Here is a 21,327-nt window from a genome sequence, read left to right as displayed (position 1 = left end):
GTGGTGGGCGGCGGGGCGGGCCGGGGCGGCGGAGGCGGTGGTGGCCGCGGTGGTGGCCGCGACGGCGGCGGCGCCCAGGGCGGCGGCGGTCAGGACGGCGCGGCGGTGCTTGACGGCGTTGATCATCATCGTTCCTTCGGAAGGCATGGGGTGGGCCGGCCCCCGGCCGATGGTCGGGGCACGTCGGCCGGGGGCCGGTCGGACACCACTGTGCACATAAAACTTGTGCACAAGCAAATCGTGCACTTTATTCTTGTGTGATCTCAGGCACTTCCCCCTCGGGTGAACCGGCGGCCGGCCCCGGCCGTGTGGAGGCGGGGCGGCGCAGACGGCGCCGGTCCGACGAGGTGAGGACACGGTGATGAAGAACGGTCGCAACGCCCTGCTGGCCGGAGCGGTCGGAGCCCTGCTGCTCCCGCTCGCGGCGTGCGGGACGCAGGGGGACGGCTCGGCCGCACAGACGGTGAAGCCCGCCGCCGCGGCGGCGCCGGGCTCCGCGGCACCCGGCGGCGCCACCGCCCCGGCGACCGCGGCACCCGCGGCGGTGAAGGTGTCGGTGCGGCAGGACCCGCGGCTCGGCCCGCTGGTGCAGGACGGCTCCGGCCGCACGCTGTACCGTTTCGACAAGGACGCGCCGCGCCCGTCGGCCTCGAACTGCGACGGCGCCTGCGCGACCGCCTGGCCGCCCGTGCCGGCGGACGGGGCCTCGGCGGGTCCCGGGCTCAACCCCTCCCTGCTGGGCTCGGTGACACGGTCCGACGGCACCCGCCAGCTGACCCTGGGCGGCTGGCCGCTGTACGCGTACTCCAAGGACACGAAGCCCGGCGACACCACCGGGCAGGGGGTGGGCGGCACCTGGTTCGCCTCGGCGCCCGACGGCCGCAAGGCGGGGGCCCCGCGCCCGGCCCTCGGCGTCCTGGACGCCCCGGGCCTGGGCAAGGTCCTGACCGACCGCAACGGCATGACCCTGTACCTGTTCACCAAGGACACCCCCTGGCCCATGGCCACGGCCTGCGGCGACGCCTGCCTGCAGAAGTGGACGCCCGCCCCGCCCGTCACGGCGGAGGAGGCGAGGGCCGCGGACATCGACCCCGCCCTGCTGTTCACCTTCACCCGGCCGGACGGCACCCGGCAGGTGGCCGTGAACTGCTGGCCCGCCTACACCTTCAAGGGGGACACCGCGCCCGGCCAGACGAACGGGCAGGGCGTGGGCGGCACGTGGTTCGCCATCTCCAAGGACGCGCGCAACGACCGGGGCAGGACCGTGCCCGCGGCGGGGCGCGCCTCCGCCCCCGCCGCCTCCGCACCGGCCGCCTCCGCACCGGCGTACGACTCGGGGTACTGAGACCGACCGGGCCTCCGGGAAGCCGCGGCCGCCGGCCCCCCCGACCGGCGGCCGCGGCGTACCCGGACGGACCGCCCCGCGGCCAGCCGCCCCACGCACCTCGCGCACGATGCACGTGTGCGCACGGGAAAGGGGTCGCGGCGCGTACGATGCGTACGGGAGAAGTCACCGGCAGGAGGAGGCACCATGGACGGCACCATCGGCGGACCGGCCGGGAGCCTCCACGACCCCCTCGTCGTGGACGACCAGCTCTGCTTCGTGCTGTACGCGGCCTCCCGGGCAATGACGGCCCGGTACCGGCCGCTGCTGGAGGGCGCAGGGCTCACCTACCCCCAGTACCTCGTGATGCTGGCGCTGTGGAACCAGGGCTCCCTGCCGGTCAAGAGCCTCGGGAGCACCCTGCAGCTCGACTACGGCACGCTGACGCCCATGCTCAAACGGCTGGAGGCGAACGGGCTGGTGCGCCGGGAGCGGCGGGCCGACGACGAGCGCTCGGTGCAGATCTCCGTGACGGAGGAGGGCATGCGCCTGCGGGAGCGCCTGAGCGACGTCCCCCTGGCGATCGCCGGGTCCGTGGGGCTCTCCCTGGAGGAGGTCGGACTCGCCAAGGACCTGCTCCGGCGCCTCACCACGAACGTCACGGCGGCACTCGCCGAGCAGAGCGCCTGACACCCGGACCGCGGTCGCGGCACCGGACCGCCCCCGTCCGCCCGCGGGCCGGGACGGAAAACCGGGGCAGGTGAACTCGTGAGACCCCCCGTCCGTGTTGTGCATGAAGCCCCCGCCGCCGCTCCGGCGCCGGGGGCCGGGCACCACAGGACGGAGAGGACGGATGGCGGTACTGCGGTCGCGGAACCGACGACGCACGGGCGACGAGGCCCTCATCCGGTCGTTGTACGAAGAGCACGGCCGGGCCCTGCTGGCCTACGCCACCCGGCTGACCGGCGACCGGGGCGCCGCGGAGGACGCGGTCCAGGAGACGCTGGTCCGGGCCTGGCGCAACCCCGACGCCCTGGTGAACGGGAAGGGCTCCGTCCGCGGCTGGCTCCTCACCGTGACCAGGAACATCGTCACGGACCAGTACCGGGCGAAGGCGGCCCGGCCCACGGAGGTCGGGGAGACGGCGGCCCCGCCGCCGCTGCAGCCGGACCACGCGGACTCCGTGGCGGACTCGCTCCTGGTCGTGGAGGCGCTGGACCGCCTCTCCGCCGAGCACCGCGAGGTGCTGCAGGAGGTCTACCTGCGGGACAGGTCCGTGGCGGAGGCCGCCGCCGCCCTCGGGATTCCGCCCGGGACGGTCAAGTCACGCTCGCACTATGCTCTCAAGGCGCTGCGCGACGCCTACGCGTCCAAGCGCACGGCGGGGAAGGAGTTTGCCGCATGAGCGTCCGGCACGGAGGACAGCAGAACGACGGCCTGCGGCACGAGGACGAACGCCTCACCGGGTACGTCCTGGGCACCCTCGACCCGGCGGAGAGGGCCGAGGTCGAGCACCACACGGCGGAGTGCCCGGAGTGCCGCCGGGAGCTGGCGGAACTCGCGGAGATGCAGCGCTTCCTGGGCGAGGTGCCGCCGGAGGCCTTCCTGGAGGGGCCGCCCGAGGGCGGCGACCTGCTGCTGCAGCGCACGCTGCGCCAGGTCCGGGCGGAGGGCGTGCGGCGGGACCGGCGGCGCTGGGCCGCGACGGGCGCGGCGGCGGTCGTGGCGGCCGCGGCGTTGCTGGGGGCGGGTGTGGCGGTCGGCCGGTCCGGGTCCCCCGCGCCGGAGGCGCGTGCCCCCGCGGTCCCGGCGCCCGCGGGAGGGGTGAGGACGGCCTCGGTGACCGACCCGGCCACCGGCGCACGGCTGACCGTCGCGGTGGCCCCGGCCGCCGGGTGGGTCCGGGTGAGCGCCGCGGTGACGGGCGTCCGGGCCGGGGAGGACTGCCGACTCGTGGTCATGGGGAGGGACGGCCGCAAGGAGGTCGCGGGCGGCTGGAAGGTGTCCCCGGCGGCCCAGTCCGCGGGGACGTCGCTGACCGGGTCCGCGTCGATGGCCCCGGCGGACGTGGCCGCGGTCGCGGTCGAGACCGCGGCGGGGAGGCGGCTGGTGACGGCCGCACTCGAAAGCTGACCCGTCCCCCCGGCCCGGCCGGGGGTGCAGGACCGCTCCGTGTCCCGCCGTCCCCCGGGGCGCGGGACCCGGAGCGGTCAGGGCGGGGGCTGCTCCGTCCGCAGGACGGCGTGCAGCTCGGCGAGGGCGGCACGCAGGCGCGCCCCGGCTGCCGCGGCGGACAGGCCGAGGGTGTCCGCCGCCTCCTGGAGGGAGCGGCCGCGGCCGTGGATCTCGGCCAGCAGGCGGCGGTGCTCGGGGCGGAGGTGTTCGAGGGCCTGGAGGACGTCCGGCCACCGGTCGGCCGCGGCACCGTCGTGGGACGGCGGCGCGCCCTCCGCCTCCGGTCCGGCGAGGGCGGAGCGGACCGCGGCCAGCAGCAGGCCGCGTACGGCACCTCGGCCGCGCACGAGCAGGTCGGGTCGCCGGGAGGCCGTGATCAGCGCCTCCCGGACGGCCGCCTCGGCCTCCGGTCCGGGTCCGCCGGCGAGCCGCACGGCGTAGGCGGCCAGTGCGCCGGCGTGGTCGCCGTGCAGCCTGCGGATGACGGACTCCTGGCGGGAATGCTCTCCGCCCCGCGCTCGCGGCACCCTCAATGCGCATCCGTTCCCGTCCGTTCGGAGGCCGATCCGGACGTCATTCCAGGGGAGGCGGAAGACGGTCCGGAAAATCCGGACAGAATTCCCTCGGAAACGCATTCCCGCAGGGCCGGGCAAGACGCGGCGGAAAAGGGGTTCCGACAGTCGGCGGGAAACGCGCGCACTTCTCCTGCGCGCTTCTCCGCAGGGCTCCGGGAGGCGGCTCCTCCGTGCGGCGCGCCCCGGGACGGGGTCGCTGCCCCTCCGGTGCGGCGGGCGCACGGACGATGCTCCTCAACCAACAACATAGCAGGCCATTTAATTGCACACAAGCTAGAAGACTGCGGCCGGCTCCCCGCGCCCCGGGCGGCACACCCGGGGCCGCAGGTCGGGGACCTGGGCCCTGGACGCGCCGCAGAGCAGGCCGGAGCCCGGCCGGGGAGCCGTCGGCCTCGACGGGGCGGACGGACCTCCGGGACGGGACGGCCATCGCACCGGCGGAGGCTCTGCACTCCTCGCCGTCGACGACGACCCACAGCCCACCGCCCATGACGAAGAACGCCTCGCCGTCGCCGCCGCCGCGGGCCTGCAGGGGCCCCGTCGCAGCCGCGCCCTGCGATGCGGTCGTCCTCGCGCTCGACGACCGGGAGGAGCGGGGAACGGCGGTTCCCGCCAGGACGGGAGAAAGTACTCATGCGGCCGGGTAAAACGGCGTCACAAAATCCACCCAAGACTTTCCCGGCATCCACCTATAAGATATCTGCATGAATGACTTCGCGCCGCACCCCGGCGACGACCTCCGACAGATGGACGCGCGGCTCCTCACGGTATTCGTGGCCGTCGCGGAGGAACTCCATTTCGGGAGGGCCGCGGCACGGCTGTCCATGGCGCAGCCCGCGGTCAGCCGCCAGGTGCGGGCCCTGGAGCAGGACCTCGGGGTGGACCTGTTCGTCCGCACGACCCGTCGGGTGGAGCTGAGCCCGGCGGGCTCCGCCGCGCTCCCGGAGGCACGCAGGGCGATACGGCAGGTGGCCAGGGTCCGCGAAGCGGCCCTGCGGGCGGCGGAGGGCACCACGGGGCGGCTGACCGTCACCGTCCTGCCGGGAGCGTCCGACGGCCTGGTCACCCGGGTGCTGCGCAGGATGCGCTCGGAGCGTCCGGCGGTCGAGGTGACGATGGCGGAGGCCGTCGAGGAGGAGCAGTTCGGCGCCCTCCTGCAGGGAAGGGCGGACGTGGGCCTGGTCAGGCTCACCGCACCGCCGCCCGGCCTGCGGTACGAGCTGCTGGCCCGCGAACCCCTGTGCGCCGTGCTGCCGGCCGGCCACGCTCTCGCCGGACGCGGGGAGGTCGACCTGGCGGAACTGTCCGACGAGGACTTCGCGTTCTTCTCGCCCTCCGTCCGGCCTGCCGGCCACGCGTGGCTGCTCTCCGCGTGCAGGGCGGCGGGTTTCCTCCCGCGCGTCCACGGGGCGACCCTGACGGCCGTCCTGGGCATGGTCGAGGCCGGGCTCGGCGTGTCCGTGCTCGTCCGCTCGTACCAGGAGCGGCTTGCCCCGCGAGGGGTGGTGTTCGTCCCCCTGCGCGACCGCACGATCGACCTGATCATGGTGTGGGCCGCCGAGGGCGGGTCGCCCCTGCTGCCATACGCCCTCGACCTCTTCCGCGACGCCGCACGACGGGCGACGGGGGAGGGGGACGGCGGCGCGGCCGGCTGACGCAGGGCCGGCGGGTGCCCGGCACGGGCGACCTCGGCAGTCGCGAAGCCGGGGTCGAACCGGACGGGGCAGCAGGTGGCGTACGGCTCGGTGTCGGGCGCGGCGAACAGCGCGCCGGATCGGGCCGGGACGTCCGCCGGATCGTGGCCCTCGGCCGCGTACGCCCGGAGGCTGCTGCAGAGAGCACGACAGGCCCCCCGCCCCGGCCGTGCGCTCCGGCAGCCGGGGCACCTCCCGGGGCAGGGGGAGCCCACGGCTCGGAGAGCACGCCGAGGACGCCCTTCCCGATCAGGAGCGTCACGTCGACGACCGAGCACGGGGAGGGGGCGGGACGGAGCGTGTCGTCCTCGCGCAGGGTCACGACGGGGAACGAGGAGGACCCCGGCGGGACCGTCCGCAAGGAGGCGGCCGAGGCCGGGGGCCGTCGCGCGGGATACGGTCGAGGATGGCGAACACCGGCGGCGGCGCTCCGACGACGGCCGGAGCGACCAGGCCCTTCACCCCCGCGACCGGTCGAGGTGGACCACGGCCTTGAAGGCACACGGGTCGCGCACGGCACGCTCGACGGCCGCGGCGAACGGGAGGTACGGGCGCGTGTCCGCCCGCAGGAGGTGCGGTCCGGGTCCGGGCCGTAGGCCACAGCACGTCCGGTTTCCACGCCCTCACCATCGGATGCGGGGCCTGCGGTCCGGGGGCCGGGGGCAGCGCGGGGTGCTCCACTGCCGCTTTCGCCGCCCGGCGAACACACCGCCCCCGCCGGCCCGGGGGCCGCGGACCGGCGGCCTGCCGGCATCCACGGCATGCCAATACTTGCTTGTTCATTCCAGAATCAGTACGGTGACGTCACGGCACCCTGCCGGCAACGCATGACGGAGAGGCCGGGGGACAGCGACCCCGAGGGGGTGCGCCACCGGGGAACGCCCCGCAGGAGGCAGGCCCCACGTGCGCCGCACACACGCCCAGAGCGCCCCGACCCCGAGGTTTCCGGATCTTCCACGCCATCATTGCGTATCAATCAATCCAGAAAGAAGCAGCCATGGACCTTCACCTCAAGGGCAAGACCGTCGTCGTCACGGGCGCCAGCCGCGGCATAGGCCTCGCGACGGCCGTCGCCTTCGCCGCCGAGGGCGCCCATGTGGTCGCCGGCGCGCGCAACCCCGGCCCGGTCCTGGAGGAGCTGGCCCTCACTCACGGGCTGGTCCCGGTGGCGGGCGACCTGGCCACCGCCGAGGGCGTGGAGCGGCTCGTCGCCACCGCCGTCGAGCGCTTCGGCGGCGTCGACGTCCTCGTCAACAACGTCGGCGCCGTCCAACCGCGGCTCGGCGGCTTCCTCTCGGTCACCGACGAGGACTGGCTGGCCACGCTGAACCTCAACCTGATGAGCGCGGTGCGCGCCTGCCGGGCCGCGCTGCCCTCCCTGCTGGCCTCGCGCGACGCGATCGTCAACGTCAGCTCGGTCAACGCCTTCCTCCCGGACCCCGGCGTCATCGACTACACCGCCTCCAAGGCGGCGATGACCAACTTCTCCAAGGCCCTGTCCAAGGAGGTCGGACCGCAGGGCGTCCGCGTCAACAGCGTCGCCCCCGGCCCGGTCTCCACGGACATCTGGAAGGGCGCCGGCGGCATGGCCGACCAGATCGCGGGCGCCATGGGCGTGGACCTGGACACCGCCGTCGAGCAGGCCGTCGCGGGCCTCGGCGGCTTCGCCACCGGCCGCTTCACCCGCCCCGACGAGGTCGCCGACCTCGTCCTCATGCTCGCCGGCGACCGCACCGCCAACATCACCGGCACCGACGTCACCATCGACGGCGGCCTCGTCAAGACCCTCTGACACACCCTCACCACTCCCCCGCCGCCCTGCACACCCGCACACCCGCACACCCGCACACCCGCACACCCGCACACCCGAGGAGACCACCGTGAAGAAGACCGTCACCACCGCCCTCACGTCCGGCGCGGCCGCCGCCGCAGCGATCACCGCCCTCGTCCAGGCACCCTCCACGGCCTGGGCCTCCGGGGAGGACAGGGCCGCCCCGGCCGCGGCGGCGTCCGCGCACCGCGACCCCCGCCCCGCGGTACCGGCGGGGTTCACCGAGCGGAAGGCGAAGGTCGGCGACGTCCACATCAACTTCGTCGAGGGCGGCCACGGCAGGACCCTCGTCCTGGTCCACGGCTACCCGCAGACCTGGTACGAGTGGCACAAGGTCCTCCCGGCGCTGGCCAGGCACTACCACGTGATCGCCCCCGACCTGCGGGGCGCCGGCGGCAGCGACGCCCCCGCGGCCGGCTACGACAAGAAGACGATGGCCGCCGACCTGCACGGACTCCTCGTCAAGCTGGGACGGGACCGCGACATCCGCCTGGTCGGCCACGACATCGGCACCATGGTCGCCTACTCCTACGCCGCGGCCCACCCCCGCGACGTCGCGAAGCTCGTCCTGACCGAGGCCCCGATCCCCGACAAGAGCCTGTACTCCTTCCCGTCCCTGACGCCGCAGGGGGCCGGCTTCTGGAACTTCGGGTTCTTCAACGTCACCAACGGCCTCCCCGAGCAGACCGTCCACGGCCGCGAGGCGCAGTGGGTCGAGCGCTTCTCGGACATGCTGGAGTACAACAAGGACGGCGTCACCCCGCGTGACGCGCAGATCTACGGCCACTACCTGAAGGACCCCGCCCACCTGAGCGCGAGTTTCAAGTGGTTCCGGACCCTCAACCAGGACGTCGCCGACAACGCCGTCAACGTGAGGACCAGGCTCACCATGCCGGTCCTCGCCCTCGGCGCCCAGTACAGCCTCGGCCGGGCCGTCCCGGACCAGGTCCGCACCTACGCCACCGACGTGACGGGCGGCGTCGTCGCCGGGTCCGGCCACTGGATGTGGGAGGAGAAGCCCGCCGAGATGACCAAGCGCCTGCTCGACTTCCTGGGCAGGTAGCAGAACGGAGGCCCGCCGTCCGACGGGACGGCGGGCCTCCGGCACGGGGAGGCGGCCCCGGGCGGACCGCGCCGAGGGGGAGGAGCCGGGGCCCCGAGGAGGCGGGCCCGGGAGTCCGCACCGCACCCGCGGCAGGAGAAGAACCGTGCAGAACCGGCGGACACTCGTCACCGGCGTCTCGAAGGGCATCGGCCGGGGCCCCGCGGACCGGCCGGCGCGCGAGGGGCGCACACCGGTCGGGACCGCCCGTACCGCACCCGCGTCGCTCCCCGGCGCGCCCCCGAGCGTCCGGGGTACCCGGCGCCGCCACGCGGCGGGCCGCCCCGCATCGCCGCCACGGACGCGGCCGGTCCCTCGGCCCGCCGACGCAGGCCCGCCCTCGGGATGGCGCACATCACGCGCCTGCAAGTTCAACATTCAACGAACTTGCCCTAGGCTGGCGAGTGTCCCCACAGGGAAGGGATCGATCGCCCACACACCACCGTGCGGGGCGCAGCAAGGAGAAGGACCATGCGAAACCGCCTGGTGCGCAAGGCCGCCGTCGCGACCGCACCGATCATCCTGGCAGGTGCCGCCGCACTGGCCGCGGCACCGACTGCGGGCGCGGCGCCCGACCGGCCCGCGACCACCGCCGCCCCCGCCGCTTCCGCCACCCCCGGAACTCCCTCGCGGAGCACCTCGCCCCACATCGAGGAGCTCGCGGCGGGCGGAGTGCGAGCCGACGGCAGGACCCACGAGGCGGCCGTCCGGCTCCCCGCCCGGACGGCAGGACCCGCGGCCGTCCAGATCCTGCTGGTCCCCTCCGGGGGCCGGACGTACCTGTCGCCCGGCGACGCGCGCGTGGAGCGCCGCGACCCGGCGACCCACCGGTGGGAGCCCGTCCGCATGGGCTCCCAGACCGGCACGCTCTACTCGGCACTGCCCAGGACCGGCGACCTGCCCCGCGGGTCGGCCGTCGTCCACTACCGGGTCACGTTCACCCGCGCCCTGCCCTCGGCGGAGGACCGGATCGCACTCCTGCCGCGCCTGGCGCTCTACCGCTAGCGGCCGCACAGAGGGCCTCCCGCACCCGGCTCCTTGCCTCCGGGACGCGGGAGCACCGCCGGCTCACGGGACGGAGACCGGCGGCGCAAGGGGTGCGGCGGGCACCGCACCCCACTCGGCGCCCGTCCGCCCCACGGCACCACGCCGTGGGGCGGGCGGGCGCCGACCGCTGTCCGGGCGGCCCTTGTCCGGGCGGCGCCCTCACCGGCAGGCCCGTCCACCGACGGCAAAAATACGCATATGGTATACATGTTTTAAGCCCCGGCCGTGCACCGCCCGTCCCTCGGCGGCGCGGCCCCGCCCCGTCCGCGCGCGGTGCCCCCCTCCGCACCGCCCCGGAGCGACCCGAGGACGCGTCATGAACCTTCCCCACGCAGCCGCCGCGCTCTGCTCGGTGTGGCTCGGAGCCCTCGTCGCCATCTCCTTCCTGGAGGCGCCGTTGAAGTTCCGCGCACCGGGTATGACCGTCCCGGTCGCCCTGTCGGTGGGCCGGCTGGTGTTCGCGGCGCTGAACCGGATGGAACTGCTCCTGCTCGCCGCGGCCGTCGCCGCGGGCCTCGGCTGCGGACGCGCGGCGGTGCTCGCCCTCCCGGCCGTGCTGCTCCTCGCCCAGGTGCTCCTCCTGCGCCCCCGCATGGACCGGCGGGCCGTCCGGGTGATCGCCGGCGAGCCCGTCCCCCGGTCGCGGCTGCACGTGGCGTACGTGGCCGCAGAGGGGGCCAAGGCCGTCGTGCTGGTGGCCGCGGCGGTCCTGCTGGGGACGTCGTGAACGGCGACGGGCGGGCCGGGGCGCACCCGGAGGCCGGACGGCCCGACATCCGGGACCGCGCCGACGTGGAGGCGCTGGTGGCCGCGTTCTACGGACGCGCGCTGGCGGATCCCCTCATCGGCCCCCTCTTCACCGAGGTGGCCCGCGTGGACCTGGCCGTCCACCTTCCGGTGATGGCGGACTTCTGGGAGGGGATGCTGCTGCGCGCGGGCGCCTACCGGCGCAACGCGCTGCGGGCCCACACCGACCTGCACGCACGGAGCCCGCTGCGCGGGGACCACTTCGCGCGCTGGCTGCTGCTGTGGACCGGGACCGTCGAGGAACGGCACACCGGCCCGGTGGCGCGGCGTGCCGTCGCCAAGGCGACGGACGTGGCCGCCGCGCTGCTGCGCCGGACGGCCGGCGGCCCGGGGCCCGGAACGGACCCGCAACCCGGACCGCGGCCGGGCCCGGTGGACGTCGCGATCGGCCCGCCGCCCGAGGGCCGCCCGGCCTCCTGAACCCCGACCCGCCGACCATGTGAACGCGGCACGCCGACGACGGGCACCCACCTGCCCTCCCCCCCCGGACCGCCCTCCACGGCCGTGTCCGCCGTCCCCATCGGGCCCGGCGTCCCCACCCGGCCCGCCGTGCCGCGCCCCGCCCGGCCGGTACGGACCCGGGATGCGGCAGGCGCCAAAGGCGTCCGCCCCCGGGGGCAGCGGCCCTGCCCGAAGGGGAAGGAGCGCTGGCCGGAGCGGGCGGCGGCCCGGAGAATCGACCCGTCCGCGACGGTGGACGGCCCGACTCCGACACCGGGCCGTCGCCCGCAGCCGGGGAAGGCCGGGTGGTGCCGTGCGGACGGGAGTGGCGAGCGGAAGGTGACCCGCGGACCGCTCCGGCCCGCCGGGACACCCGGTCAGGGCCCGCCGGGGTCCGCCGCTTCTCCCCCATGCCGGCGGACCCCGGTGCACCGGGGCGGGCCCGGGGAGGAAAGGCCGCCGGCTCAGCCCGCGGAGCGGTGCGCCCGCGTCCTGCGCCTGCGGGCGGCCGCGACGAGCCCGGTGCCCGCGGCGACCAGCGCCGCCGCCGTCCCTGCGCCGGCGGCCGTACCGGACCCGGTGGCGGCGAGCTCCGTGGACGACTCGTCCGTCGCACGGGTCGCGTCCGCAGCACGGGACCGGGCGGCGTCGACGATGACGCGTTCGACGGCCTCGGGGTGGGAGAGCATCGGGACGTGCGAGGAGTCGATCTCGGTGGTCCGCGCGTGCGCGCGGCGCGCCTCGAAACGCTCCAGCTCCGGCGGGATGGCCTTGTCACGGGTGGCGACCACCGCCCAGGAGGGGATGGTCCGCCATGCGGCCGCCGTCGCCTTCCCGGCGAAGGCGGCGGCGTCGATCGGGCGCTGGGTGGCGGCCATCACCGCGGTGGTGGCGCCGGAGAGGTCGGCGGCGAAGACCCGGCGGAGCATGTCGGGCTTGATGTAGAGGTCGGTGCCGGTGGTGCCGTCGCCGTTCGTGGTGGGCACCGGCAGGAGCGCGGGGTTGAGCTCGCTGCCGGGGAACCGGGCGGCCAGCGGGCCGAGGGCCTCGCCCTTGTCCGGCATGAAGGCCGAGACGAAGACGAGGGACTTGACGGCGGGGTTGCCCGCGGCGGCCCCGCTGACGACCGCGCCCCCGTAGGAGTGCCCCACCAGGACGACGGGCCCCTTGATGCTGCGCAGGACGCCGGCGAGGTAGGCGGAGTCGGCGGCGAGGCCCCGCAGGGGGTTGGCCGGGGCGACCACGCGGTAGCCGTCGCGCTGCAGGAGCCGGATCACCGGGTTCCAGCTGGACGCGTCGGCGAAGGCACCGTGCACGAGCACCACGGTGGGGCGGACGGCCGGCCCGCCGTTGCCGTCAGGGACGGCGGCGGGGACGGGGGCCGCGGGGACGGCTGACGCACAGGGCACCGCCGACACGAGGGCCAGTGCGGCCAGGGCGCACGGGAGTGCCCGGCGGGAACGGGGGCGGTGGTCGGTGGACGGGTTCACGGCTGACCTCTCCTTCGGGGAGAAGAGCGGAGTGCGGATGCCCGTCAGCCTCATCGCCCTGCGCCGACCGTGCGATCCCGGCTGCGGCGGACAGGTGACGACGGGGGGCCGGACGGGTGGACGCGCCGGGCGGCACGGTTCGGTCCGAGGAAGGGCTTGCGGCATCAGGGCGCCGGGCGGCCGGCGGTGCCTCGCGGCCCGGTCACTCGGCCGGCCCTCCCGGCGAGCGCTCCGGGCGGTCGTCCCGGGCACCGGGATCCCCCGGGCGCCCGGGCGGCGGCCGCAGTGGAAGGTCCGCCGTCCCGCGGGTCCCGGTGTCGCGGCACACGGGCGGCGGGGTGCGACGCCTCCCTGTCCCGAGTGCCGCGACACCGGGGACGGGTGGTCCCGATCCCCCCGCACTCCCCGCGCCCGGCGGTCGGGGCGCCGGGCACGCCTTTCGCAGCACGAGGGGTATCCGTTTCCCCGGGGGACGACGGAACACGGGACGCAAGGGGCGACGGAATGCAGGACGCAGGGGTGAAAGGGCAAATTCGTCAATCCATAGGGCACCTGATGGCATGACAGACGGATGCCGGCAGTTCGCTCCTGATTCAATGAGGCCGCCCCCACCGGGGCCTACCTGCCTGGCACAACGGCCGCCGTCCGGGAGGCCGCGCGAAGAAAGCGAAACCCTGTGGGCTCCAGAATGAACGACGTCCCGGTACTCCTCCACGGCGAGGACCTCGTCGACGGAAAGGACGCCGGATCTCTCTACGACAGCCCGCGGGAGATATCGCGTTACCTGCTGATGCACTACGGGCAGGCGGAGGACGTGTTCGGGGACCCGGCCCACCCGCTCGCCGCGGCGCACGGGTACACCCGCCGGCTCTCCGAGGCCGTGCACGCCTGCGCCGTCCGCACCGGCACGCGCGTCGCCAGGGCGCTGGACGTCGGCTGCAACGTGGGCGGCGCGACGCACGCGATGAGCACGTGGGTCGAGGAGTCGGTGGTGGGCGTCGACATCAGCGCCCGGGCCGTGGAGACCGCACGCACCCTCACCGAGCACTCCGGGGGGACCTTCGGCGTCGCCGAGTCGGGCCCCTTCGTGCGCGAGGTCGCCTTCCGCCTGCCGCCGGCGGAGGGGCGCGCGGCGGTGGCGTTCGCACTCGGCGACGCCGCCGCCCTGAACGTCCCGGAGCAGCCCTTCGACGCGGTGCTGCTGTCCAACGTGCTCGACCGGGTCGAGGACCCGGCGGCCTGCCTGGAGCAGTTCTCCGCATCCGACGCGCTCCTGCGGGAGGGCGGGCTCCTCGCCGTCGCGTGCCCCTGGTCGTGGTCGTCCGCGTTCAGCCGCCCGGAGCGCTGGCTGGGCTCGCAGGACGGCTCCACGACGAGCGAGGAGGGCCTCAAGCACCTGCTGGCGGACCGTTTCGACCTCCTCGGGGAGGGTGACGAGCCGGGCGTCCTGCGCCAGAACCCCCGGGAGTACGACTACTTCGAGGCGCACGTCACGGTCTGGCGGAAGCGCCCCTCCGGACGCCGCGCGGCGTGACCGGGATCCCCGGGGCTGCGGCCGCCGGACCACCCGGGCGCCGCGGGCCTGCGGCCCCTTTACCCACCTCAGCCAGGACCACCGCACCACCCGATGGGAACTCGAGCATGTCCATGCCCCCTGCGCCCCGCCGTCCGATCGCCGTGGGGGCCGCGCTGCTCTCCGGCAACCTGCTGCTGTGCGGCTGCGGCTCCCTCGGCGGCGACTCGGGGGGACGGCTCTCGGCCCGCTCCTACCTCCCGCAGTCCTACCGGGACTCCAAGGTGATCACCGTGGGGAGCGACCTCACCTACGCCCCCATGGAGTCGGAGGGGCCCAACGGTGCCGTGGGCTTCGACCCCGACCTCGCCGAGGTCCTGGGCAAGGAGCTGGGCGTGACCTTCAAGTTCGAGAACACGTCCTTCGACTCGCTGCTCCCCGGCCTCGCGGCGGGGAAGTTCGACATGGTGATGTCCGGGATGACCGACACTGCGGATCGGCGGCTCGGCGGGAGCAAGGACGGGAATCCGCGCTTCACCTTCATCGACTACTACATCTCCGGCACCTCGCTGCTCGTCCGCAAGGGCAATCCGCGCAGGATCCAGACGGTCGAGGACATCTGCGGCAAGCGCGTCGCGGTCCAGCTGGAGACGACCCAGGTCGACCTCCTGAAGCAGCAGGCGGACAAGTGCCGGCTGCAGGGCGCCCCGCTCCCCTCGGCCGTCCAGAAGGAGAACAACCAGGTCACCCTGGACCAGGTCCGGACGGGCAACGCCGACGTCCAGATGACCGACACCCCGGTGGCCCTGTTCAGTGCGCAGCAGAACCCCCGGCTGTACGAGGTCCCCAACACCCTCTTCGACGAGGCCCCGTACGGGATCGCGGTCCGGAAGAAGGACGAGAAGCTCGCCAAGGCCCTGCAGGAGGGCATCAACAACCTCATCATCGACGGCCGCTACCAGCAGGTCGTCGACAAGTGGAACCTGGCGGTGGGCGCGATCCACTCGGCGACCCTCGACGGAGGCTTCTGACGGTACGGGCGGGTCCGGCGCCGGAGGGCGGGGGAGGCACCCCCGCCCTCCGGCCGTCCCGGCCGGCCGGGACGGTCCCGGCTCCGCTCCGCCGGTCGTTGGCGGCGGCGACGGCCGCGAACCCGACGGCCACGACGTGCGCGGCGCGGATCAGGCTGTCGGGGGTGGTGGCGTGGTTCGGCCTGCCGCCCTGGAGCACGTCGAGGCCGGGCCGGACGGCGTGGACGGTGCGGCGCTCGATGTCGCAGCCCCGTGCGCGGTCCTCCTCGGACGTCGGGGTGATCAGCGGGCTGCGGGCACCTCGGCCGGCGCCTCGTCGGGGCCCTTGTCCGACATCGCACCGGTCCAGCGCCCCGGTCGGGGAGGAACCCTCCGGAAACCGGCGGACGGATGCGCCCCTCCCCTTGCCCCGCGGGCGGCGTCCGGGCCCGGCGGGGGGCTGCCTCGGCTTCAGCTGGGGGCCTGCCACAGGTCGGGGCCGAACACCTCGTGGCGGATCCCCTTCGGGGCCACGCCCGCCCGGACGAGCGCGGGACGGAGTTCCCGGGTGAAGGAGCCCGGGCCGCAGAGGTAGGCGCGGAGCCCGGACGGCAGCTCCAGCTCGGTCAGGTCGACCGGCCCGCGGCGGGCGTGGGCCGGGGCGTCCTCCATGTCCTCGTACCAGACGTGGAGCCGTCCTCCCAGGTCTCGGACGCAGCGCTCGACGTCGAAGCGGAGCGGATGCGTCCAGGCGCTGCGGTCGGCGTGGACCACGGTGACGGGGCGCCGCGACCCGGTGGCGCTCAGATGCCTGAGCATGCCGACCAGCGGCGTGGCGCCGATCCCCGAGGAGGCGAACAGCAGCGGTGCGTCGGAGTCGTCCAGGACGACCTCGCCGTAGGGGGGTGAGACGAGCATGGTGGACCCGATCCCGACCCGGTCGTGCAGGAAGGAGGAGACCTCTCCCGCCGGGCGGCCCCCGTCCGGGCGGCTCCTGCGGACGGTGATGCGCCAGAGCGGGTCCTCGGGGGCGGAGGAGAGGCTGTACTGGCGCAGTTGGAAGGCGCCGTCGGGCAGTTCCGACGCCACGGTCACGTACTGGCCGGCGGTGTAGGGGTCCGGCGGGGCCCCGTCGACGGGCTCGAGGTGGAGGGAGACCACGTCGAGCGCCTCCTCGACGCGGAGCACGACGCGCCAACGACGCCACGCAAGACCGGGCTCGGCGCCCACGGAGGCGTAGAGACGGGCCTCGGCCGCGACGAGGGAGTCCGCCATCAGCCAGTAGACCTCGTCCCAGGCGGCGGCGACGGCCGGGGGGAGGGCGGGCCCCAGGACGTCGGAGAAGGCACGCATGAGGTGGTGGTGGACCAGGCCGTACTGCTCGGGGGTGATGCCCACGGAGGCGTGCTTGTGCGCGATGCGTGCGATCACGTCCTCGGGGCGGATGTAGGGCCGGTACGCGAGGAGGGAGGCGAAACCGACCAGGGCGGAGGCCAGGGCGTTCTGCTGCTCCCCGTTGGCCTGGTTCCCCCGGTTGAACAGGTGGTCGAGAAGCTCAGGGTGCTCGTCGAAGAGCGACCGGTAGAAGCGCCTGGTGATGTCGGTGACGACCGCGCCGACCGCCGGCAGGCTGTCGGCGACCAGGTCGCGGGATCGCGCGGAGAGCATGGTCTTCCCAGGAGGCTGGAGCGGTGTCGTCGCGGGTCCGGCCCTGCCGCCGGGGCGCCGCCGGACCCTGCGGGTCCAGCGGCTCACGGTCGGCGGTCCGCCTCTGGCGGCATCGGCGGGAGGCCGTCGAAAATTGGTTGAATCTTACACCGCTTCTCGGGGTGCGGGTCCGGATCCAGAGGGCCGACCGGAGGCGCCGTGCGCACCCGCCCGCCGGCATGCCCCCCGGACACCCCACTGCGGCCCGGCGCGGAGCCCCTCGGGCCCGCACGGTGCCCGCAGGAGGCGGCGTTGGGGCACTCGCACTGCCCCGGGGAACTGAGCCGCTTGAACCGCCTCGCTGGGGCGGCGAGCATGGAGCGGCGGCCCGCGAAGGCGGCCGGACCCCGTACCGGACGCACGACCTAACGAGCCCGGCGGCCTCCGCGCTACGACGGTGCGGCCCGCCCCCGTTGCCGGATGCGGGAAGTCCCGGCGTGTCCGTCCGGCAGCCGCACCGGATCCCGGCCCCGCACCGGGACGCCAAGAACGCCGCGCAAGGCACGGACGGCACGGCGCGGGATGCGCGCGGCGGCGCGTGATGCGCGGGACGGCCCGTCAGTTCACCTCCCGGGGCAGGAATACCCATGCAGGCAGAAGATGTGCCCGTTCACCAAGAACCTGCAGGTCAGAGCCCTAGGGGCGCCTCGCGCGACTGGCTGCGGGGCGCAGTGATATTTATTCTCGCCCCAGCGCCGGAAGTCGTTGTGGCAATTGATGGCCACGCGTCCGGGCTCCTCGGGGATGAGAGCCGGGAATGGCTCGCCCCAGCATGACCACAGAGGCGGAGAAGTCGACATGAGCCATGGCTCCAGAAAGAACACGCCACTGATTCGAGTTGCTCCCCGCTGCACGGAAACGCAGGACGGGCGTACACATCGGGTCTTTCCGTCCGCGGACCCGTCGCATTCCTTTCCGGGGCGGCCGCGGGCCGGCTGCGGAGCGGTCGCGCGCCGCGGCTCCCGCGGCCGGGGACGGCGGACCGGAGGCTCTGCGGCGCCGTGCGCCCCGGGTGCGGTGTCCGCGCGCGGCGGTCTCGGCACGGATGCGGAACGCCTCCCGGCACGGGGTGCGGAGGAGGGGTGTTGACGCAGCGGGAGACGGCCGTACAGCCGCTCGGTGTCGCCGTCCGGACCGACGACCCGCTCACCCGTGACGGCGTCCTCACGCTGCTGCGGGCCTGCCCCGAGGTCGAAGTGGTCTCCCCCGAGCTGTCGCACACGGCGGAGGTGCTGCTGGTCGTGGTCCGGCAGGTGACCGTGGAGACCCTGCTGTGGATGAAGGCCGCGTCCCTGCAGTCGGCCGACCGCAGGCTGCGGGTCGTGCTGGTCGCCGAGGGGATCGGCGAGTCCCAGCTGATGCGGGCGATCGGCTACGGGCTGGTGAGCTTCCTGCTGCGGCCGCAGACCGGGTTCGAGCAGGTGCTGCAGGCCATGATCGCCGCCCGGCGGGGCGCGTCCGACATGCCCCGCGACCTGGTGAGGCGCCTGGTGGAGGAGCTGCGGGCGGTGCAGAACGGCGCGTCCGGGTCGGGGTCCTCGGCGGGCCTGGACAGCCGGGAGGTCGACGTCCTGCGGCTCCTCGCCGAGGGCTTCGACACGGTGGAGATCGCGAACAAGCTGAACTACTCCGAGCGGACGATCAAGAACATCATCCACGCGGTGACCCGGCGCCTGAACCTGCGCAACCGGACCCACGCGGTCGCGTACGGGATCCGCTCAGGCGTGCTCTGACCGTGTGCCACGACGGGCACGCCCCGACCGGGGCGTGCCCGTCGTGGCACATGTGGCACCCCCCGGTCGGCGTGGCACCTCCCGGTCGGCGTGGGACGGGACGGCACCGGGGGGCGGCCGCGGGCGGTCCCTTCCCCGTCAGGCGTCGGCGGGCTCCCGGAAGTCCTCCTGGACGGGCCCGGACCGGAGGTAGGCGGGCACGGCGGGGAGCAGCTCGCCCGCGATGGACTGCGGCTCCGGACCGGAGGAGGGCCGCTCCCCCGGGAAGGCCCGCGGACCCGGGGCGGCGGCCGGAGCGGGGGCGGCCTCGGGGGTGGCCTCGGGGGCGGGGGCGGCGGCGGCCGGAGCGGGGGCCGCGGGGGACGCCCCGTCACCGCCGCGGACCGGGGCGGGGGACGACAGGTCCGGCTCGTGCGAGGTCATCAGCAGACGGGCGAAGAGGACGGCGAAGAGCTGCAGCCCCAGGGCGGCGACGGCGACGGGGAGGAAGGAGGCGGCCTGCAGTCCCCCGGTCTCCGACAGGTCGGGGGCGACCGCCACGGCGCTGTACACGCTGGGCGTCAGGGCCTGCGCACCGGTCACGGCGACGCCCATGAGCACCGCGGCCGGCCACACGCCGAGCCGCACCGGGAGGCGGGAGAGCACCTCCAGCGCCAGGGTGCACGCCGCCGTGGCGGCGGCCAGGCAGAGCAGCACCTGGGGGACGTCGGTGTCGAGCGGCCCGGGGAGGTGCGCGGCGGACATGCCCGCACGCTCCACTGCGAGCACCGCACCGGCGAGGGCGGCGCCGGCCAGGAACCGGGAGGCGGCCGGCCTCCTCCACCGCTCCAGGACGCGCACGGCCCCCGTGGCGAGCAGGACGGCGGCCGCCCACCCGACGGCCTCGGCGGAGGCGTCCCGGTGCAGCGGGGCCCCTCCCACGGCCGCGCCGACCAGGGCCATGCAGTGCGCGCTCCAGGCCGTGGTGCCGAAGGAGAGGGGCACGAGCACGCGCCACACGGGGGTCGGGCCGACGCCGGAGAGGAGCCAGCGGAGCGCGGCGGCCGTCAGGAGGGCGCCGGCGACGGCGACGGCGGCTGAGGGCGCCAGGGCGCCGATGGTGAGCGTCTGGTGGGGTGTCACGGATCGTCCTCGGACTCGGTGGAGCCGTCCCGGCCGACACGGGGTCCCGCTGCGGGCGGCGGGGCCGGACACGCTGCGCGGACCGTCCGGTGCGGGCCCGGGGCGGGCGCTGCTGTGCGGAGGGGGGATGCCGGCGGCCAGCGCGCCGAAGCATCTCCGCAGAGGAGGTTAGCCAGCCCGGAGGGTTTGTCCGGGAGGAAATCCCGTGCGCCCTCCGGCACTGTACGAACGGACACGAACCTTGCCCCCGGACGCATCTCCGGCGAACCGGAAAAGGGCATGGGAAAATCGGCGGGGGCGACCGGAAGTCACCTTTCACCCGCCGTTTCCTGAATGTTTTCCTCCTGCGGGAGGAAATGCGTCCGGGATGCACGGCCGTCCGGGACGGGCCGTGGATGCATCCGTTTTCCGCGGGACCCGGCCGGGGGCGGCGCCTCCCGGGGGGAGGGGCTACTTCACCGAGCCCGCCATGACGCCGTTGACGAACTGCTTCTGGAAGGCGAAGAAGACCACCAGCGGAATGATCATCGACAGGAACGCCCCCGACGCGAGGACGTCGATGTTGCTGCCGAACTGCCGGACCTGCTGCTGGAGGGCGACGGTGATCGGCGCCGAGCCCGCGTCGGCGAAGATCAGCGCCACCAGCAGATCGTTCCACACCCACAGGAACTGGAAGATCGAGAGGGCCGCGATCGCGGGGCCGCCCAGGGGCAGGACGACGGTGAGGAAGAGCCGCAGCTCGCCCGCGCCGTCCAGCCGGGCGGCCTCCAGCAGCTCGCGCGGGATCTCGGCGAAGAAGTTCCGCAGCAGGAAGACCGCGAACGGCAGGCCGAACGCGACGTGGAAGAGGACCACGCCCGTGATGCTGCCGAAGATCCCCAGGTCGCCGAAGAGCGAGGAGACCGGGAGGAGCGCGGTCTGCACCGGCACCACCAGGAGGCCGACCACGAGGAGGAAGAGCCAGTCCCGGCCGGGGAACTCCGTCCAGGCGAAGGCGTACCCGGCCAGCGAGGCGACCAGCACCACCAGCACCGTGGCGGGCACGGTGATCAGCACCGTGTTGGCCAGCGAGCCGGTGACGGCGTCGTTGGAGAGCAGCGCCGCGTAGTTGTGCAGGGTGAGCCGGGAGGGGTCGGCCAGCACGTGCCACCACCCCGACTGCTGGATGTCGGCGGGGTCGCGCAGCGAGGAGGCCAGCAGGCCGACGGTGGGCACCAGCCAGAGCAGCCCGGCGGCGAGGAGGACGGTCCGGGCCGCGCCGCCCGCCAGCCGTGCGGCGGCGCGGGCGGCGAGCGACGGCCGGGGTGCGGCCCCGGCGGGGACGGCGGGCGGGGCTTCCTGAAGGGTCGTCACCGTCGGTTCTCCCTTCGGAAGCGGCGGATGTTGAAGAGCATGGCGGGGAGCACCAGCAGCAGCAGGACGATGCCGATGGCGCTGCCCGCGCCCTGGTTCCCGCCCCCGCCGAAGGAGGACAGGTAGAGCTGCAGGGCGAGGACGTTGGCGTCCTGCTGGGTGGAGCCGGGGGCGATGATGTAGACGAGGTCGAAGACCTTGAGGACGTTGATGACCAGCGTCACCAGGACGACGCCGAGGACCGGGGCGAGCAGCGGCACGGTGATCCGGCGGAAGACCTGCCACTCGCTCGCGCCGTCCATCCGGGCGGCCTCCAGGAGTTCGCGGGGGACGGCGGTGAGCCCGGCGGCGATGAGGACCATGGCGAAGCCGGCCCACATCCAGATGTAGGCGGCGATGATGG

The 21,327-nt window shown here is 74.8% G+C and carries 20 protein-coding genes and 1 pseudogene; 13 read left to right on the top strand and 8 right to left on the bottom strand.

The features are described 5' to 3' along the window. The first annotated feature begins 361 nt into the window (after positions 1 to 361). From LO771_RS29285 to LO771_RS29270, 4 genes are all read left to right on the top strand, one after another. Positions 362 to 1,345, top strand: a complete 984-nt coding sequence (locus LO771_RS29285) for an SCO0930 family lipoprotein (RefSeq protein WP_230748065.1) — start codon at positions 362 to 364, stop codon at positions 1,343 to 1,345. Positions 1,346 to 1,531: 186 nt separating this feature from the next. Further along, positions 1,532 to 2,014, top strand: coding sequence for a MarR family winged helix-turn-helix transcriptional regulator (locus LO771_RS29280; protein WP_230748064.1), 483 nt, complete (start codon positions 1,532 to 1,534; stop codon positions 2,012 to 2,014). Positions 2,015 to 2,177: 163 nt separating this feature from the next. Further along, a complete protein-coding gene (locus tag LO771_RS29275) occupies positions 2,178 to 2,729 on the top strand; it encodes a sigma-70 family RNA polymerase sigma factor (RefSeq protein WP_230748063.1) in 552 nt (183 codons plus the stop codon). Beyond that, on the top strand, positions 2,726 to 3,457 hold the full coding sequence (locus tag LO771_RS29270; RefSeq protein ID WP_230748062.1) for an anti-sigma factor: 732 nt from the start codon (positions 2,726 to 2,728) through the stop codon (positions 3,455 to 3,457). The genes LO771_RS29275 and LO771_RS29270 overlap by 4 nt, the downstream gene beginning before the upstream one ends. A 77-nt stretch (positions 3,458 to 3,534) precedes the next feature. On the opposite strand, the gene LO771_RS29265 is transcribed toward LO771_RS29270, so the two are convergent. After that, positions 3,535 to 4,032 carry a hypothetical protein gene (locus LO771_RS29265; protein WP_230748060.1) on the bottom strand — a complete coding sequence of 166 codons (498 nt, stop codon included), beginning with the start codon at positions 4,030 to 4,032 and terminating at the stop codon, positions 3,535 to 3,537. 746 nt (positions 4,033 to 4,778) lie between these two features. Here LO771_RS29265 and LO771_RS29260 point away from each other — a divergent pair. After that, entirely contained in the window at positions 4,779 to 5,729 is a 951-nt protein-coding gene (locus LO771_RS29260; protein WP_230748059.1) for a LysR family transcriptional regulator, read from the top strand. Between the two features lie 11 nt (positions 5,730 to 5,740). Here the strand turns inward: LO771_RS29260 and LO771_RS30925 are convergent. Beyond that, positions 5,741 to 5,983, bottom strand: a pseudogene (locus tag LO771_RS30925) (SpoIIE family protein phosphatase); the annotation flags it as partial. Positions 5,984 to 6,765: 782 nt separating this feature from the next. Between LO771_RS30925 and LO771_RS29250 the strand changes: the two are divergent. The 5 genes from LO771_RS29250 (at position 6,766) to LO771_RS29230 (ending at position 10,975) form a co-directional block, all read left to right on the top strand. After that, positions 6,766 to 7,560, top strand: coding sequence for an oxidoreductase (locus LO771_RS29250; protein WP_230748058.1), 795 nt, complete (start codon positions 6,766 to 6,768; stop codon positions 7,558 to 7,560). 88 nt (positions 7,561 to 7,648) lie between these two features. Next, positions 7,649 to 8,662 carry an alpha/beta fold hydrolase gene (locus tag LO771_RS29245; RefSeq protein ID WP_230748056.1) on the top strand — a complete coding sequence of 338 codons (1,014 nt, stop codon included), beginning with the start codon at positions 7,649 to 7,651 and terminating at the stop codon, positions 8,660 to 8,662. Positions 8,663 to 9,172: 510 nt separating this feature from the next. Continuing rightward, a complete protein-coding gene (locus tag LO771_RS29240) occupies positions 9,173 to 9,706 on the top strand; it encodes a hypothetical protein (RefSeq protein WP_230748054.1) in 534 nt (177 codons plus the stop codon). Positions 9,707 to 10,064: 358 nt separating this feature from the next. Continuing rightward, complete coding sequence (locus tag LO771_RS29235; RefSeq protein ID WP_230748052.1) at positions 10,065 to 10,475, top strand: hypothetical protein; 411 nt, start codon at positions 10,065 to 10,067, stop codon at positions 10,473 to 10,475. Next, positions 10,472 to 10,975: a group III truncated hemoglobin gene (locus LO771_RS29230; protein WP_230748050.1), complete on the top strand. Its 504-nt coding sequence runs from the start codon at positions 10,472 to 10,474 to the stop codon at positions 10,973 to 10,975. Before LO771_RS29235 ends, LO771_RS29230 begins: the two co-directional genes overlap by 4 nt. Positions 10,976 to 11,460: 485 nt before the next feature. Here the strand turns inward: LO771_RS29230 and LO771_RS29225 are convergent, their stop codons facing one another. Further along, complete coding sequence (locus tag LO771_RS29225) at positions 11,461 to 12,486, bottom strand: alpha/beta fold hydrolase (protein WP_230748048.1); 1,026 nt, start codon at positions 12,484 to 12,486, stop codon at positions 11,461 to 11,463. A 676-nt stretch (positions 12,487 to 13,162) separates the two neighbouring features. Here LO771_RS29225 and LO771_RS29220 point away from each other — a divergent pair. Both LO771_RS29220 and LO771_RS29215 read left to right on the top strand, forming a co-directional pair. Then, complete coding sequence (locus LO771_RS29220; RefSeq protein WP_230748046.1) at positions 13,163 to 14,020, top strand: methyltransferase domain-containing protein; 858 nt, start codon at positions 13,163 to 13,165, stop codon at positions 14,018 to 14,020. A 107-nt stretch (positions 14,021 to 14,127) separates the two neighbouring features. Beyond that, complete coding sequence (locus tag LO771_RS29215) at positions 14,128 to 15,030, top strand: ABC transporter substrate-binding protein (RefSeq protein ID WP_230748044.1); 903 nt, start codon at positions 14,128 to 14,130, stop codon at positions 15,028 to 15,030. Here the strand turns inward: LO771_RS29215 and LO771_RS31770 are convergent. Beyond that, entirely contained in the window at positions 14,942 to 15,499 is a 558-nt protein-coding gene (locus LO771_RS31770) for a hexameric tyrosine-coordinated heme protein (RefSeq protein ID WP_374228274.1), read from the bottom strand. The genes LO771_RS29215 and LO771_RS31770 overlap by 89 nt on opposite strands. After that, entirely contained in the window at positions 15,481 to 16,677 is a 1,197-nt protein-coding gene (locus LO771_RS29210; RefSeq protein ID WP_230748042.1) for a globin domain-containing protein, read from the bottom strand. Before LO771_RS29210 ends, LO771_RS31770 begins: the two co-directional genes overlap by 19 nt. A gap of 1,124 nt (positions 16,678 to 17,801) precedes the next feature. Here LO771_RS29210 and LO771_RS29205 point away from each other — a divergent pair. Continuing rightward, a complete protein-coding gene (locus tag LO771_RS29205; protein WP_230748040.1) occupies positions 17,802 to 18,449 on the top strand; it encodes a response regulator transcription factor in 648 nt (215 codons plus the stop codon). Between the two features lie 138 nt (positions 18,450 to 18,587). Here LO771_RS29205 and LO771_RS30920 read toward each other — a convergent pair whose 3' ends face one another. From LO771_RS30920 to LO771_RS29190, 3 genes are all read right to left on the bottom strand, one after another. Then, positions 18,588 to 19,571 carry an MHYT domain-containing protein gene (locus LO771_RS30920; protein ID WP_255745028.1) on the bottom strand — a complete coding sequence of 328 codons (984 nt, stop codon included), beginning with the start codon at positions 19,569 to 19,571 and terminating at the stop codon, positions 18,588 to 18,590. A gap of 450 nt (positions 19,572 to 20,021) precedes the next feature. Continuing rightward, entirely contained in the window at positions 20,022 to 20,924 is a 903-nt protein-coding gene (locus LO771_RS29195) for a carbohydrate ABC transporter permease (RefSeq protein WP_230748038.1), read from the bottom strand. After that, a partial coding sequence (locus LO771_RS29190; protein ID WP_230748035.1) for a carbohydrate ABC transporter permease occupies positions 20,921 to 21,327 on the bottom strand: 407 nt, incomplete at its 5' end. The genes LO771_RS29190 and LO771_RS29195, both read right to left, overlap by 4 nt.

Source organism: Streptacidiphilus sp. ASG 303 (assembly GCF_020991365.1).
Classification (GTDB): Bacteria; Actinomycetota; Actinomycetes; order Streptomycetales; family Streptomycetaceae; genus Peterkaempfera.
The sequence above is the reverse complement of the archived record's forward strand: the minus strand, read 5'-3'. Positions and strand labels throughout refer to the sequence as shown.

Excerpts from the sequence above, each read along its gene's own strand:
- LO771_RS29285 (WP_230748065.1), top strand. The coding sequence starts at position 362 with ATGAAGAACGGTCGCAACGCCCTGCTGGCCGGAGCGGTCGGAGCCCTG.
- LO771_RS29280 (WP_230748064.1), top strand. The coding sequence starts at position 1,532 with ATGGACGGCACCATCGGCGGACCGGCCGGGAGCCTCCACGACCCCCTC.
- LO771_RS29275 (WP_230748063.1), top strand. The coding sequence starts at position 2,178 with ATGGCGGTACTGCGGTCGCGGAACCGACGACGCACGGGCGACGAGGCC.
- LO771_RS29270 (WP_230748062.1), top strand. The coding sequence starts at position 2,726 with ATGAGCGTCCGGCACGGAGGACAGCAGAACGACGGCCTGCGGCACGAG.
- LO771_RS29260 (WP_230748059.1), top strand. The coding sequence starts at position 4,779 with ATGAATGACTTCGCGCCGCACCCCGGCGACGACCTCCGACAGATGGAC.
- LO771_RS29250 (WP_230748058.1), top strand. The coding sequence starts at position 6,766 with ATGGACCTTCACCTCAAGGGCAAGACCGTCGTCGTCACGGGCGCCAGC.
- LO771_RS29240 (WP_230748054.1), top strand. The coding sequence starts at position 9,173 with ATGCGAAACCGCCTGGTGCGCAAGGCCGCCGTCGCGACCGCACCGATC.
- LO771_RS29235 (WP_230748052.1), top strand. The coding sequence starts at position 10,065 with ATGAACCTTCCCCACGCAGCCGCCGCGCTCTGCTCGGTGTGGCTCGGA.
- LO771_RS29215 (WP_230748044.1), top strand. The coding sequence starts at position 14,128 with ATGTCCATGCCCCCTGCGCCCCGCCGTCCGATCGCCGTGGGGGCCGCG.
- LO771_RS29210 (WP_230748042.1), bottom strand. The coding sequence starts at position 16,677 with ATGCTCTCCGCGCGATCCCGCGACCTGGTCGCCGACAGCCTGCCGGCG.